Source organism: Listeria ivanovii subsp. londoniensis (genome assembly GCF_000763495.1).
GTDB classification, from domain to species: domain Bacteria; phylum Bacillota; class Bacilli; order Lactobacillales; family Listeriaceae; genus Listeria; species Listeria londoniensis.
Genome location: NZ_CP009576.1, coordinates 2,229,471 through 2,244,255 on the forward strand (window position 1 = coordinate 2,229,471; position 14,785 = coordinate 2,244,255).

The window sequence follows — 14,785 nt, forward strand, 5'->3', positions numbered from 1 at the left end:
ACTTCATTATTTATCTTGCGTAAATTGAAAATGGTAGCTTGTTGGATATAAACTAAGCCTTTCAGCTCGATAAGCCCAGGCAGAATCCGGAAAATCTGTTAAGTTCATTTCAAACACTATATCCCCTTCTTGATTAACTTCTAAAATACTACTTTCTTTGCCGTTTTTCCGATGTCCAAAGTTAATCAAGTAATTACCAGTAGTTTCCATATGCCGTGAGCCACCAACTATTTCTGTCCAGTAATCATCCCCTAAAGCTTTACCGTATGAAAAGACTATTTCTACTTTCTTATTTTTTTCATTAATTCGATATTGAACTGCTTCACTATATTCACCTGATACGTCTTCATCACCACGTGTAACAACCACATTGTTATCATAAAGCAAAATATCTACTGTATCTGGATTATCATCTTGATCTGGTAAAATTTCTACTGCATGTTGACCCGCAGGATATTTAAAGTTTGTACCTGTTGAATCAAGTAAATATTTTTTATAAGAAGCTGGCCAACCTTCCTTATCAGAAAGAATCCATTTGATTTTAGTTGTATCATAATCAAGTTTCATAATTGTGTCTTGGCTACGACTGGAAATAACAATACTGTCATCACTTTCATCGTACCAAATGGCATTTTGATGGAACCAGTCTACTTTCCCATCTGAGCGCGCTTTATAATCTTGGTAAAATTCTTCTGGTAAAATATCTTTCAAATCAATTGTTTTCACAACTTCGCCAGTTTGCCGGTCAATTTCAATCATCGTATCTTCCATATATTTCGTATCATCATTAATGGTTAAAAGTAAGTTTCCTGATGGTAGTTCGATGGCATCATGATGAATTGCTGATTTAGATGAAGAGCCTGATTGTTCACTTTCTGCTTCTGTTGTCATTGAGTAGGCATGATAAATTTTGCCTAAGTAATCGGTTTCTAAAAGTAATGAATACGTATCATCGGTATTGTCATATTTTGTTAAGTATAATAAATGCCCATTTTCTAATTCTTTAAACACGTGGCTATTGTATTTTGTCGAATACCAGCGAACATCACCGTTTGAATCTACACCATATGCATATTTTGTACTTGGGGTAATGAATGTTAATTGATTACCCGTTTGCTCCATTTGTGTCGTATCACTAGAAGTAACATCGATTTCCGGCATTTCATCTGGTAGTTTATCCGTTTGAATAGTCACTGTTTTTTCTATTTTTTTGCCATCTTGCGTTACCGCTATAATTTTGACCTTATTTGCTTTATCTGCGTAAAGACCAAGCACTGCTACTTGATGGTGTGTTATATAGTCCGCATTCACTTCTGACTGAATAGTTGTGTCGGTATTTTTTCCTTCCACTTCTACCGTAATTTTCATTTTTTCATCTGTATCAAATAAAAGAAGTGCTGTTAGCGGACTTGATCCGTATGGGTTTAATTTAATGTAAGGATTTTCCAGCGTACTATTTGCACTACTTTCTTTTAATTGCTTTTCTATTTTTGTTTGTTCATCCACAAGATCTGTATCCATCATATAATAATCTTGCTCAGAGGCTTCCGTTTTATCTTGATAAAAATAATAGCCTATCCCACCTGCCAGTATAATAACAACACTAGAAATGAGGAGAAGAAAAAAAAATTTTTGCTTTTGTGTTTTTTTCATAAGAAAACTCCTTTCGCATTACAACCTAGTTTAGCAAGAAAATTTGAATAAACTATGAATGAAATGCGAAAGAAGTTTAACTACTAATTATTTAATTTCTATTTGTCTTTTTTTGATTGCTAGTACAATTAACCCTGATATTAATAAAGTTAGTGCTAAGAATAGAAAGGCTGATTGGTAAGAGTTTGTCGCATCAACCAAATCACCAATAATCATTGGCGCAAAAAAGCCGCCTAAGACACCACCTGAGTTGATTGCCGCATATTTAGTTGCAATATGACTTTGTTTGAATAACTTATGTGGTAAGCCCATTAAGGTTGTAAATGCCATAATGAGGAAGATATTACAAAGGCAGAGACAAATAATCGAAAGTGTTAGTTGATTAAATAAATATACACCATACACTGAAAATGCTCCTAAAAGGCAGAAAATAAAGATGACTATTTTTTCTTTGCCTTCAAAAAAGCGACTGATGAAGTAACCGCCGAGTATACCTGCAATTAAAATACAAATTCCCGCTAATGAACTAATATAACTAACTTGGCTAATTGCAAGCCCTCTTGCTTCATTCAAATAAGATGCTAACCAGCTAGTTAAACCGTAATTTGCCGCATTAATAAATAATGCAGATAGTAGCAAAATCCAAAGCTGCGAATCTTTTATTAGCTCTGAAAATGGTACTTTTATTTTCTCCTTTTGATTTTTCAATTCTGTCGTTGATGACTTAGGAACGACAGCCAAAATCAGTAAGCCAATCAATATGACGATTACTCCCATGACATAATACGTATTTCTCCATCCCATCGAGAGTAAAAGAGGCGCGATTAGTAGCGGACCGATAAATGCAGCAAAACCAGATGAAGCAAGCATGGCTGATTGAGCAAAACCTCTTTTAGTTAGTGGAATGTGAAGAGATATATAATTACTAATCGATGGGGGATATCCAGCATGACCAAGTGCTCCTGATAAAAAACGTACTACTACTAAAAATAGTAAAGAGTAGCCAAATCCAAAGATAGCAAGAAACAACCCTACAATTATAATCGATATACCGAGTACTGGACGAGCACCAATTTTATTGTTTAAATAGCCCATCGGAATTTGGAAAATCGTGTACCCTAAAAAGAAGGCACTTAAAATTAGCCCTTTCTGACTGGGATCAAACCCTAAATCTTGAGAGACGGACACTAAAGAAATTCCGATAGTATACTTATCCACATATACACTGGTATATCCTAAAAACAGAACAAGTAAAACTAATAGTGAATGTTTTTCTTTTACCTGATTCATTTGAGTTAACTCCTTTGTATTGGTTATGATTAATAATTGCTGGTCTTGTATATCCTATTATTGTACCTAAATAAAGAACTTATTTTTAATGACAAAGAGCATAACCAGATTAATTCTCTGACTATGCTCTTTTCAATACTATCGTCAGTCCAGTTTGTAGTAATCTAATACTACTTCGGCGACAGATTTCGCAGCAACTAATAGTGCGTCTTCATCAATATCAAATTTTGGATGGTGATTAAAGTAAGCTTGCTCCGTGTTTTTAGGTTTCGCTCCAATATAGAAAAATACGCCAGGAATTTTTTCTAAATAATAAGCAAAATCTTCTGACCCTGAGAGCATATCGTATTCAGAAACAGCTGTTAAATATTCCCCTACACCTTTTTGCAAACTAGCTACTACTTGTTCGGTCACATTTGGGTCATTGTAAAGCGGTGGGTAGTCATTGGTGTATGTTAATTCAGTTGTCACGCCAAACATAGCTTCAATCCCAGCAACAATTCGATGGATTTCCGCATCAATTTTATTACGATTTTCGGTATTCATATAGCGGACATCGCCTTCAAGTTCTACCGCATCTTTAATAACATTGAAACTTCCTTTTCCGTCAAAAGAACCAATAGTAACAACACCAGTATCAAACGGATTTAAACGTCGACTTATAATGGTTTGAACCGCAGTTACAAAATAAGCACTTGCTACAATCGCATCATTTGCCATATGTGGCGAGGAACCGTGTCCACCAACACCTTGAATTTTCAATTTAAAGTAGGTGCGACCTGCCATGGAGTAACCACTATGATAATATACTTCGCCGGAATCACCAAACGGAAAGACATGAATGCCAAAAATTTGATCGACATCATCTAAAACACCAGACTCTACCACACTTTTTGCTCCACCAGGTGGCGTTTCTTCGGCATGTTGATGAACTATTTTAATGACGCCCGGAATATTTTCTTTTAGAGAAATTAAGCAGTCTGCTAATACAAGCATATATGCGGTATGCCCATCATGTCCACACGCATGCATGACCCCATCATTTTTGGATTTAAAAGGAAGCCCCGTTTCTTCTGTTACGGGAAGTGCATCAAAATCAGCACGTAATGCAATTGTTTTACCAGGTTTCCCACCCTTGATTGTAACAACAACCGCATGTCCATTACCAACATCTGTTGCTACTTCGATATCTTTTCCTTTGTAAAAATCTTGAATGTATTTTGCCGTCTCTGTTTCATGAAAAGATAGTTCTGGATTCTCGTGTAAATGACGTCTAATTTGAATAATTTCATCTTTTCTTTCATCGAGCATTTTCATTAATTGAGTGCGCATTTTACATCCTCCTTATTCTTTTGCCGTTTTAAGTGGTGCAGCTTTTTTCGCTTTCGGTGTAGTTACAACAACAGAGATAAGCGACACAAGACAGAATGCTACATTTGTAAATAAGCCAACCATTGCTGCTAAATCAACATTTCCTGCGAGAGTAATGACACCGTAGATAGTAGCTGAAATCGCTACTCCGAAAGAGCCACCTAAAGAACTAGCCATTTTATAAATACCAGAAGCTACCCCTACTTTATCTTCTGGTGCATTGGAAATCGCTGTATCTGTGGAAGGGGTTGCATACATACCAAGACCAACTCCAAATAAGGCAAAACCAATAAATACAAGAACGGTATAAAGTACACCTGGAATAAATGTAAGTGCCATAAGTCCGATACCAACAGCTGTAATTGCAGATCCAAGAATCATCGGTTTACGTGCACCAACTCGTTGTAGAATTTTTTCACCAATCCGAATCATTCCAAGTACACAAACTAGGTACCCGATGGATAATAAGCCAGATTGGAATGCTGTGAAACCACGTCCAACTTGTACATATGTGTTTGCGACAACAAGTGTTCCTGCTGCTGCATTTAATAAGAAGTTAGAAAGAGTTGCGCCAGTATAGGCTTTGTTTTGGAACAAAGAAAAATCGATAAATCCATTTGCTTGGCGAAGTTCTACGCGGAAAAATAGTCCTGCTGAAACAAGGAAAACAACAAGCATGATAATTGTAGTTGGGCTTGTCCAACCAAATGTAGAACCACGAGTAATAATAAGATTTAAACAAACCATTGCGATAACAAAAAGAACAAGTCCGAAAGAATCAAATTTTGCTTTTGTATTTTGAACAACTTTACTTTCTGGTGTACCTTTAATTAATAACATACCTAGTAGTGCGAATGCGATAGAGAAAATGAAAATCCAGCGCCAGCCCATGTAAGTAGCGATGGCCCCACCGGCGAAAGAACAAATTCCTGAACCGCCCCATGAACCAATCGACCAATAACTAAGTGCTCTTTGTCTATCCGCACCGTCAAAATATGTTTTCATAAGTGCTAGTGTTGCAGGCATAATACAAGCAGCGGAAAGCCCTTGAATAATACGTCCAATAATTAATAATGTTGCGCCTTGTGTAATAACAAGAAGTAAAGAACCGATAATACTAAGAATAAGACCGATATATGTTAATTTCATTCGACCGAATTTATCAGCTAATCCACCAGCTACAACGATGAAAATACCTGAGAATAGAGCAGTTAAGCTGATGGCGATGCTTAATAGACTTGGTGAAATCCCCAGATCAGCTTGAACATCTGGTACGATATTAACCATCGATTGAGCGAACAGCCAAAATGTAATAACACCGAATACAATCCCCACAATTAGTTTATTTGTTCCTTTATATGCTGTTGTTGCCATTAGTTATTCTCTCCTTTTAAGTAATCTAGGACACAAGCTCCCATTGCTTTTGATGCAATTAAAAGCGCGTCTTCATTAATGTCGAATTTTGGATGATGATGCGGATAATAATGTCCATCTGCTGGCATAGCTCCAACATAGAAAAATACGCTTGGACGTTCTTTTGCATAATAAGCAAAATCTTCGGATGGCGGTTGCGGTTCACAGCGAACGATATCTGTTACTTCTGGGATAGCTGCATCTTTCAGTGATTTAACAACAAAGTCCGTTAAAGCTTCATCATTGTTTAAAACTGGGTAATCATTTTTGTAATCCAGTTCACAAGTAACACCAAACATCGCTTCTAATCCACTAGCAATACGTTTTACTTCTTTTTCGATTGTATTTCGTGTTTCTTCAGACATGGAGCGAACATCGCCTTCAAGTTCCACAGCGTCTTTAATCACATTGAAACTACCTTTACCATCAAAAGAACCAATCGTAATTGAACCAACATCAAACGGATTTAAACGGCGACTAATAATTGTTTGAACTGCTACAACAAATTCACTTGCTGCTACAATCGCATCGTTTGCTAAATGCGGGGAAGAACCGTGTCCACCCTGGCCTTGTACTTTTAATTTAAAGTAAGAACGACCTGTTTGAATAGCTCCTTCACGGTAATATACTTCCCCAGTTTTCATTGTGGACATAACATGAATTCCGAGTACATTGTCCACTCCGTCCAGTGCCCCATCGCCAATCATTTGTATTGCGCCACCAGGAGGCGTTTCTTCTGCATGTTGATGTAAGATTACCATTTTCCCAGTTAGCTCATCTTTCATCTCAATTAGTGTTTCTCCCAAAATCAACATGTAAGCTGTATGTCCATCATGACCACAAGCGTGCATAACTCCAGGATTTTTAGAAGCAAAAGGTAAGCCAGTTTCTTCCTGAATTGGTAAAGCATCAAAGTCTGCACGAATTGCTAGTGTTTTTCCAGGTTTGCCAGTATCAATTGTTACAACAACACCATTTCCTCCCACATGCGTACGCACATCACAATCCATTTCTTTATAAAAGTCAGCAATGTATTTTGCTGTATCTTTTTCTTGAAACGAAAGTTCAGGATGCTCATGCAAATAACGACGAATTTCTATCATCCGACTTTGTTTTTCATCTAGTTTTTGGAATAACTTTTCTTTCATTGTCTAAACCTCCATTTTGTATACTTATGCTGGCCAGAACATTCGTATTTTTCATTACATCCTTATTATAAGAAAAAAAAAGCTAAAAGAAGTTTGTTTTTTTGCTTAGTTTTGGCTTGTTTATTTCTTCTTTTTGATTCCAATTGATTCAATGTCAAAAATCCGGTGCTTAGGGCATCAAAAAAGTCCAACTCGACTGAGTTGGACTTTAAATCGTATGTCTGAATTCATAAAAATGAATTGCATTAATGTCTAAATAGGCGTAAAATGACCAATCTTCCGTAATGGTTTCATCGCTTACGGTTAACGTTGGTTGAGAAGCATCGACAATATAATCTAAAATCTCTTTATCCAGACCATGTTTACTATTTAATTGCCAATACTTCGAGTAAAGAGCACCATTATCCCTATCAAATTGCCACTTACAAACTTGATATTCTCCTGCTTCAAGGCCAAGCATCCTGATATGAACCTCTTTCCGCTCTTCTTTTAAAAATTTCTCCTCTACCGCATAACGTGGATTAATGGTTGCGCAGTTCATCAAAATAAGTTGGTACCCGTCTGTATGTTTCGTTATTATATAATCCTTTCCTTCCGCAACTACAATTCCTTTTAATCGTTCAAAAAATTTTACCGCATAAAAAGCTGGTCTTTTCCCATTGAAAAAATGAAACATTTCTAAACCATCCAAACTGATATTTAACTGGCTTCCATCACCTTCATGCAGTTCTGTATTAATCCAAAAACCTAGACCATTTACTTCTGGCGCAAGATCGAGCATTGTTTTTAAAACTAACGCACCACGGAAAAAAGTGCCATTTGTATGTCTTGTATTCCCAGTGAGTGTGTTCCAATTAATTAGCATCAATGGTTTATTTATATGGTGATGTTTCAAGAAAGCTTTTAGTTTTAATGTTTTAGCTAAACAATAATCTTCCGAAATTAAAAAAGATTTAATATCTTCATTTGAAAAATCTACTGCTTCATTTTGGTTTGCATTAAAAGAAATAAAATCAATTTTATCTGCCACATCTAAAAACCAGGTATGTTGAGTCGGTACTGCATTTTTTGATAAAGAAAAAGGAACAAAATCACCCACTTGAATGGCAGGGAAAATCGCTTTAATCGTTTTTCTTACTTTTAAATATAACCTTTCCAAATCCGCTTTGTTAGCCGATGTATACTTGGGTTCGAAAAACATAAAATGCCATTTTGACACAAATTCTCTTCCAAACATTTGAATGGAGTGTCTTAAAAAGTGATCTAATCGGTTAAAAATATTTTTTTCATCCCTCGAGACATCTTGATACTCTAAACGAATAAATAATTGCAAGTTTTGTTGTTTTAAAAATGTTAGTGCTAAATCTGCTTTAGCGTACGGGGAAGATGTCGGGACTAGTTCATCCGTTTCCGCTTCAGGTAGGAATGTTGATCCCCCAAATAAATAACGGACGCCAATATAATTAACCCCTAGTTCATCGCGCGTTGTAATAATCTGATTCTGAACATCCTCTTTTAAAACTTCTTTTAATTCCCCTATCGTTAAAATATGCATGTTTTTTTCAAGAATACGGGATGATTTATCCGCTACTTTAATACTTTTTTTCTCAAAAGGGGCTTCATTCAATTCTATTCCTGACTCAACTTCTTGATAAAGGCTAGCCAGTTGAACAAGAATTTCTGAAGTTGGCTTGACTGATTCTATGCTGCTACTCATTGTTACGGTAGTTTGCTGTTCCAATTGATTATACTCGGAGTGGTGCTGCGTTCGATATTCACTAGGCGTTACATTAAAATGAAACTTAAATACTTCCGAAAAATGTTTTTGACTTGAAAAACCGTTTTTAAGTGCAATTTCTGTAATATTTTCCGTTGAGTGCATTAAGCTTTGAAGCGCATGTTTCAGCCTAACTTCTGTTAAATATTGCAAAAAACCAAGTCCAGTCGTCTTTTTAAAATAACGAGATAGATAGGCTTCACTTAAAAATTCTTTTTGAGCAAATTCACGGAGCGATAATGCCTCATCAAAATGTTCTTCTACTTCTCTAATTATTCGCGAAATACGTTTATCGTTCACTTCTTTTCTGGCAGACGATGGAATTTCTTTTTTTAAGAATCGAGTCAAAAGTAACAAAATTTGAAACAGAGCGGTTTGCGCCTCTAGTTTATTGGAGTGTGTTCTAGTTGTGGAAGTAATAAGAAGCTCGCTAACTGATTTGCGAAGTGAGCCAACAATCCGCTCTCTTCCTGGATCGCTGTCTTTCGAGAAAAATTGGAATGATTGTTGAAAAAAATCTTCATAATAATGCGCAAAAAAAGTATCAGAAATGGTTAAATTGACAACTAAATTATTTGTATCTCCTTGAATTGTATAAAAGGTATTGCGATCAAGAATTAAGATGTCTCCTTCTTGCAAGCGATACTTTTCTTCGGCAATCTTAATCGTTAATTGGCCAGAAATCGCAAACATTACTTTTGTACCAAGCGAAATTTCCGAGGTTGCCTGTTTCACGCGTTCAATGCCTATTGTGTAGTCTTGTAAGTGAGGCATTCGTATCCACTCCTTTGTATAGCTTAATTGGACAGTGTTACTTATATTATTTCTTCAAAAAGGCACCTTTTCCGAAAAACTCAATGACTTGAGGCATTATTTGATAAAGCCGTGTCGCAATGTTCATTACAAATGGCAAGTTAATTTCTCGACGTTTAGTCCCCATAATTTGCACTGTTTTGCGTGCAACTTTTTCCGGTTTTAAGACTAATTTTCCAACAGTATCTAAATAATTGCCAGACTTATCCGCCACATCAAAAAAGTTCGTTGCAATCGGACCTGGGTTTACTGTGGTCACTTTTATTTTATCCGGAATTAACTCTAACCTGAGAGCATTAGAAAATCCAAGAACAGCATATTTTGTAGCAGAATACACAGTTGACTTTGGTGTAGCGATTTTAGCTGCTTGAGAAGCAATATTAATGATGTGACCGGACTTACGAGCTTGCATTTTTGGAAGCAGTAATTGTGTTAACTGAATTAATCCTAAGACATTTGTATCAAACATCTTTTCAACGGTTTCAAATGGGATGTCTACCGCATTTTCGAACAAACCAAATCCAGCGCAATTTACTAGCACATCCAAGTCGAAAGCTAGGTTTACTTTTTCGCTTACTTGCTTCACTTGTTCGAAATCAGTCATATCTAAGGTAAAATATTCCACTTTAACTGGATATTTTGTTGTGATTTCTTGTTGCAACGTAATAAGTTTTTCGGTCCTTCTAGCTGTTATAATGACATTTGCTCCAGAAGCCGCAACTTGTCTAGCAATTTCTGCCCCAAGTCCATTCGACGCCCCAGTAATTAGTACGGTTTTATTCTTCAAAAAAGCATTCATTTTGTCACTCTCCTATTTGGAAAACTGCTAAATCATACGCTATCTCAGTATTTTCAAAAACAGATTTTGCTTCAATTAATAAAGCCTTGCTTGCTTCGCGGTCATATCGCGAACTAATATGGGTTAAAATCAATTTTTTCACACCTGCTCTTTTCGCAAGTTCGGCTGCTTGGATGGTCGTAGAATGCATATATTCTGCTGCCATTTTACCTTTATCGCCTTCAAATGTTGCTTCATGAACGAGCACATCTGCATTTTCAGCTAATCGAAACTCACTAGCAGTTGCTCTTGTGTCACCAAAAATACTAATAATTTTCCCTTTTTGCGGATTGCCAATATAATTCTTCCCGTCAATTTCGCGACCATCTGGAAGCGTCACTATTTCACCATTTTTCAGTTTTTGGAAAACAGGTCCTGGTTCCACGCCATCCGCTTTTAACTTGGCAGCATTGAGTGCGCCTTGCTTATCTTTCTCCACTATGCGATAACCAAAACTTTGCATACCATGTTCTAATTCATCCGCCGTAATAGCAAACATTTCATCTTCAAAAATGACTCCTGGCTCAATTTCCTCAAAAATAATTTTATACGTTAGCCTTGTGCCACTTAATCTTAATGATGTTTCAATGTACTCCTGAACCCCAGGCGGACCATAAATCGTTAAGTCTGAATCACCGCCTTGAAACGAGCGACTACTTAATAATCCTGGCAAGCCAAAAATATGGTCACCATGCATATGGGTAATAAAGATAAATTCTAATTTACTTAATTTGATCTGGCTTCGTAAAACTTGATGTTGTGTCGCTTCCCCGCAATCAAACAACCAAATCGTATTTCGTTCATTTAACATTGACAGTGCAATGGATGTGACGTTACGGCCTCTTGACGGTACGCCTGCTCCAGTTCCTAAAAAAACAAGTTCCATTTTTGATCCATTCCCTTCCCAGTTCGTGTCTTATTTTATCACATTCTTAATCGAACAGGAAATAAACATTTTTAAGCTAAAACCCTTACAATTCAGAAATAACTGTCAAATTAAAAAAATAATCAGTTCAAACAGTTGCACAAAAGCTTCTTTATAGATAAAATAGTATGGACTAATGAGGAAAATTAATAGCTCATTTATTAAAGGCCTTTTTTTATGGGGTCCTTTTTCGAACTAGGAAGTTTGTTTCTAGTAGCTAATTTTTTGCCATTAAAGAGAACAAGAAAGAGGGTAAATGACGTATGACAGATGAGTTAGAACAAAAAGCATTGATTACTATTTTTGGCGGTACGGGAGATTTGGCAAATCGCAAACTTTACCCTTCGCTATATCATCTATTCAGTAAGGGCTCTCTTGGCGACAATTTTGCTGTCATTGGAACAGCTCGTCGTGAATGGAGTAACGATTTCTTCCGTGATAAAGTGAAAGAATCCATTAAAGATATCGCTGGTTCTGAAAAAAACGCGGATGCATTTGCTTCTCATTTCTATTATCAATCTCATGATGTAACGAATAAAGAATCGTATGTAAAACTCAAAGATTTATCTGATGAATTAGATGCAAAATATGAATTAGATGGCAATCGTTTATTCTACCTAGCCATGGCACCCAATTTCTTCGGAACAATTGCAAGCCGCATTAAATCTGAAGGCTTTGTTAATACAAAAGGTTTCCACCGGTTAATTATTGAAAAACCATTTGGTCATGATTTAACAAGCGCGGAAGAATTAAATAATTCTCTTCGTCAAGCTTTTAATGAAGATGAAATTTATCGAATTGACCATTATTTAGGAAAAGAAATGATTCAGAATATCTCCGTGATTCGATTTGCAAATTCTATCATTGAGTCACTTTGGAATAATCGTTATATTGATAACATCCAAGTTAGTTTAACAGAAGTGCTTGGTGTAGAAGATCGTGGTCGCTACTATGATGAAAGTGGAGCGCTAAGAGATATGGTTCAAAATCATATTCTGCAAATCGTTTCCTTGTTAGCAATGGAGCCACCAATTAATTTAACTACACGTGAAATTCGCCATGAAAAAGTTCGCGCGCTTCGTTCTTTACGTGTTTTCGAAGGGAAAGAAGTGCATCAAAACTTTATACGCGGTCAATATGGTCCTGGCGAAGTAAAAGGTAAAGAACTAAAAGGCTATCGTCAAGAAGACAATGTCGATCCGCATTCGAACACCGAAACTTTTGTTGCAGCAAAGTTAGAAATTGATAACTTCCGCTGGGCTGGTGTTCCGTTTTACATTCGTACAGGTAAACGTCTAGCGAAAAAAACAACTCAAATCGCCATTCAATTCAAAGATGTACCACTTAATTTATTTGGACAACAACAATCACTCGGTGGAAATGTGCTTGTTATCCATATTCAACCTGACGAAGGTATTACGCTTCATTTAAACGTAAAAGAACCTGGTCAAGGAATGGTTACAATGCCAGTTAACTTAAACTATATTCATTCTTCTCCTGATGGAATGAACACTCCAGAAGCATATGAAAAATTAATTTTAGATTGCCTTCGTGGTGATGCGACATACTTCTCTCATTGGGATGAGGTTTCGCTATCATGGAACTTTATCGACCACGTAGCAGATGTTTGGACAAATACCAAAGACCACTTCCCGAACTATAAATCTGGTTCATTCGGACCAAAAGAAGCAGATGACTTGATTCAGCATGATGGATTCCAGTGGTTCCCAATCGATTAATAGTAAAAACCAGAACTAGGACCAACCCTCCTACTTCTGGTTTTTTGTCTACTTGCAAAAGCCCTTTAACATGTTAGAATAGAGGTAACTAACTAGTTAAAGGAGCTCATATAATGGCTGAAAATATTGATGACTACTTAGAAAAAGGCATGTATGGAGCAAAAGAAATTAATCCTGCTGAGAAGAAAAAATATTTAGGAACTTATCGCGAACGAGTCTTAGTTGCGCTTACGAAAGAAGAAGTTTTATCGCAACAACTTCTTTCAGAACTAGAAAAAGCGATACTAGAATCTCCTGACTCCAAACTTCTTTTAAACGGATTACTGCATTATAATTCCATGCGTCCTTATATTAAACTTGCTGAAAAATGCAAACATGAATTTTCTATCGTTAGTCGCTTAGAAGGAGAAACAGAATTTTATCTTGTGCTCGCTTGTCAAAAGGCAATTAACAAAGAAGATATTCATTTATATAAAGAAGCATCCCAAGTGGAAACCGAAGAGGAGCCAGTTTCGCTCCTTGAAAAAGTGCGGAAGTTATTCGATTAAGTTTCTTGCTCATTTATTTAGGAGGTTGATTATGCTACACATTATTACTTTATCGCTCGCTGTTTTAATGGCTTTACAGACAATTTATTTCTTTATTCGTAAAAATGTCAATATGGGCGTGATGTTTTTGCTTATCACCGCTGCACTTCTTTTACTTAGTACTATTTAACGGAATTCCTCTTTCAACTGCTTGTTTTAGCTTTTGCTGCATGACACCAATGCCCGAGGAGCCAGTAAGTGGAAATTCAAAAGCTTGTTTATTATCCGTAATCGCACTTAATAACCCTTTGAACTTTTCGCCGCCTAACATCGGGACTTGTTCAGTAGGGTTTATTTGTTGTTCTTGCCACATCCGCCTAAGCACCTCTAATTGAATCGTATTCGGCCCCACGCCCTTCATCGTAAAACGAACATCATATGTCCCTTCTACCATATCGTCTGGTCTTAGAAAACCGTACTTAGGCGATAAAATCAAGTAGTTAACTGCAAATTTTTCGGCATAGGCTTTACTTAAACGGTGAAATGTTCCTGTATATGCCTCGCTAGCTTTAACCGGCCCGATAGATGGAAATTTATCCCATATTTTTGGTTTGCCCGATGCAATTATGATTAGCTTTTGTTTATTGGAAATTCCCACATCATCACTCTTCCTTGTCGCTCAAAAACGTCTTTTTCTTCTATATGTACGAATTGATTATGTTTCAGTACTCGAATAGAAGCTTCATTGTTCTCATAACAGCGTGCAAAAATACGATGAATGACTGGTTGTTTTTCTAGCCAAGCAATCATTCCTATTAAAGCCTCAGTCATATAACCTTTACTTTGGTAATCGGATACGATGCTATAACCAATTTCAATTTCTCCTGTTTCATCAGGAATTCCTTGACCACCGATTTCTCCAATAATTTTATTTTCTTCTTTAAGTACAACTAGCCTCGTCCATTTAATCATTCGATCATCTTTTTTCACATTTTCCAATACATAAGGAAGATAAAAAAAGAAATCAATTCCAGGCCAATCTTTGGAAACAAGGTAACCACTTGCTTTCTCTAAACTTTCCGTTCCTTTTATGGTTGCTTGAATCATCTCAAGTGTATAATTAATCAATATTAGTCGCTCTGTCTCAATAATTTCCACAAATATACCGGCTTTCCTACTAATTTATTACTTTCAATTTAGCAGAATCAGGTATGTTTGCGCAACTATTGTGTCATTTAAACATGAAAGAGAAAAAATAAAACTATTCTGACTATATACTTGACCTTTAAAT

General features: G+C 36.3%; 13 protein-coding genes. 3 read left to right on the plus strand and 10 right to left on the minus strand.

Annotated elements, in window-relative coordinates:
- Positions 1 to 6 precede the first annotated feature (6 nt).
- From JL53_RS10930 to rnz, 8 genes are all read right to left on the minus strand, one after another.
- Entirely contained in the window at positions 7 to 1,653 is a 1,647-nt protein-coding gene (locus JL53_RS10930; RefSeq protein WP_038407630.1) for an aryl-sulfate sulfotransferase, read from the minus strand.
- An 87-nt stretch (positions 1,654 to 1,740) separates the two neighbouring features.
- Positions 1,741 to 2,943 carry an MFS transporter gene (locus tag JL53_RS10935; RefSeq protein WP_003720293.1) on the minus strand — a complete coding sequence of 401 codons (1,203 nt, stop codon included), beginning with the start codon at positions 2,941 to 2,943 and terminating at the stop codon, positions 1,741 to 1,743.
- A 144-nt stretch (positions 2,944 to 3,087) separates the two neighbouring features.
- On the minus strand, positions 3,088 to 4,275 hold the full coding sequence (locus JL53_RS10940) for an amidohydrolase (RefSeq protein WP_003720294.1): 1,188 nt from the start codon (positions 4,273 to 4,275) through the stop codon (positions 3,088 to 3,090).
- Positions 4,276 to 4,287: 12 nt separating this feature from the next.
- Positions 4,288 to 5,688, minus strand: a complete 1,401-nt coding sequence (locus JL53_RS10945; RefSeq protein WP_003720295.1) for an MFS transporter — start codon at positions 5,686 to 5,688, stop codon at positions 4,288 to 4,290.
- Positions 5,688 to 6,875, minus strand: a complete 1,188-nt coding sequence (locus JL53_RS10950) for a M20 family metallopeptidase (RefSeq protein WP_038407631.1) — start codon at positions 6,873 to 6,875, stop codon at positions 5,688 to 5,690. The genes JL53_RS10945 and JL53_RS10950 overlap by 1 nt, the downstream gene beginning before the upstream one ends.
- 208 nt (positions 6,876 to 7,083) lie before the next feature.
- Entirely contained in the window at positions 7,084 to 9,426 is a 2,343-nt protein-coding gene (locus JL53_RS10955) for a helix-turn-helix domain-containing protein (RefSeq protein WP_038407632.1), read from the minus strand.
- A 46-nt stretch (positions 9,427 to 9,472) separates the two neighbouring features.
- Positions 9,473 to 10,264, minus strand: a complete 792-nt coding sequence (locus tag JL53_RS10960; RefSeq protein ID WP_003720299.1) for an SDR family NAD(P)-dependent oxidoreductase — start codon at positions 10,262 to 10,264, stop codon at positions 9,473 to 9,475.
- Positions 10,265 to 10,268: 4 nt separating this feature from the next.
- Complete coding sequence (gene rnz / locus JL53_RS10965) at positions 10,269 to 11,189, minus strand: ribonuclease Z (RefSeq protein ID WP_038407633.1); 921 nt, start codon at positions 11,187 to 11,189, stop codon at positions 10,269 to 10,271.
- A gap of 302 nt (positions 11,190 to 11,491) precedes the next feature.
- Here rnz and zwf point away from each other — a divergent pair, with 302 nt between their 5' ends.
- The 3 genes from zwf (at position 11,492) to JL53_RS10980 (ending at position 13,684) form a co-directional block, all read left to right on the plus strand.
- Complete coding sequence (gene zwf / locus JL53_RS10970; protein WP_038407634.1) at positions 11,492 to 12,967, plus strand: glucose-6-phosphate dehydrogenase; 1,476 nt, start codon at positions 11,492 to 11,494, stop codon at positions 12,965 to 12,967.
- Between the two features lie 113 nt (positions 12,968 to 13,080).
- Positions 13,081 to 13,515 (plus strand): YueI family protein, encoded by a 435-nt coding sequence (locus JL53_RS10975; RefSeq protein WP_038407635.1) that lies wholly within the window; start codon positions 13,081 to 13,083, stop codon positions 13,513 to 13,515.
- A gap of 31 nt (positions 13,516 to 13,546) precedes the next feature.
- The gene (locus JL53_RS10980) at positions 13,547 to 13,684 is read left to right on the plus strand and encodes a hypothetical protein (protein WP_003720303.1); all 138 of its coding nucleotides are present in this window, start codon (positions 13,547 to 13,549) and stop codon (positions 13,682 to 13,684) included.
- Here JL53_RS10980 and JL53_RS10985 read toward each other — a convergent pair.
- Together JL53_RS10985 and JL53_RS10990 are read right to left on the minus strand one after the other, a co-directional pair.
- Positions 13,667 to 14,152 carry a DUF6884 domain-containing protein gene (locus JL53_RS10985; protein ID WP_003720304.1) on the minus strand — a complete coding sequence of 162 codons (486 nt, stop codon included), beginning with the start codon at positions 14,150 to 14,152 and terminating at the stop codon, positions 13,667 to 13,669. The genes JL53_RS10980 and JL53_RS10985 overlap by 18 nt on opposite strands.
- On the minus strand, positions 14,125 to 14,601 hold the full coding sequence (locus tag JL53_RS10990; protein WP_234288460.1) for a GNAT family N-acetyltransferase: 477 nt from the start codon (positions 14,599 to 14,601) through the stop codon (positions 14,125 to 14,127). The genes JL53_RS10985 and JL53_RS10990 overlap by 28 nt, the downstream gene beginning before the upstream one ends.
- Positions 14,602 to 14,785 lie beyond the last annotated feature (184 nt).

Excerpts from the sequence above, each read along its gene's own strand:
- JL53_RS10930 (WP_038407630.1), bottom strand. The coding sequence starts at position 1,653 with ATGAAAAAAACACAAAAGCAAAAATTTTTTTTTCTTCTCCTCATTTCT.
- JL53_RS10935 (WP_003720293.1), bottom strand. The coding sequence starts at position 2,943 with ATGAATCAGGTAAAAGAAAAACATTCACTATTAGTTTTACTTGTTCTG.
- JL53_RS10940 (WP_003720294.1), bottom strand. The coding sequence starts at position 4,275 with ATGCGCACTCAATTAATGAAAATGCTCGATGAAAGAAAAGATGAAATT.
- JL53_RS10945 (WP_003720295.1), bottom strand. The coding sequence starts at position 5,688 with ATGGCAACAACAGCATATAAAGGAACAAATAAACTAATTGTGGGGATT.
- JL53_RS10950 (WP_038407631.1), bottom strand. The coding sequence starts at position 6,875 with ATGAAAGAAAAGTTATTCCAAAAACTAGATGAAAAACAAAGTCGGATG.
- JL53_RS10955 (WP_038407632.1), bottom strand. The coding sequence starts at position 9,426 with ATGCCTCACTTACAAGACTACACAATAGGCATTGAACGCGTGAAACAG.
- JL53_RS10960 (WP_003720299.1), bottom strand. The coding sequence starts at position 10,264 with ATGAATGCTTTTTTGAAGAATAAAACCGTACTAATTACTGGGGCGTCG.
- rnz (WP_038407633.1), bottom strand. The coding sequence starts at position 11,189 with ATGGAACTTGTTTTTTTAGGAACTGGAGCAGGCGTACCGTCAAGAGGC.
- zwf (WP_038407634.1), top strand. The coding sequence starts at position 11,492 with ATGACAGATGAGTTAGAACAAAAAGCATTGATTACTATTTTTGGCGGT.
- JL53_RS10975 (WP_038407635.1), top strand. The coding sequence starts at position 13,081 with ATGGCTGAAAATATTGATGACTACTTAGAAAAAGGCATGTATGGAGCA.
- JL53_RS10980 (WP_003720303.1), top strand. The coding sequence starts at position 13,547 with ATGCTACACATTATTACTTTATCGCTCGCTGTTTTAATGGCTTTACAG.
- JL53_RS10990 (WP_234288460.1), bottom strand. The coding sequence starts at position 14,601 with ATGATTCAAGCAACCATAAAAGGAACGGAAAGTTTAGAGAAAGCAAGT.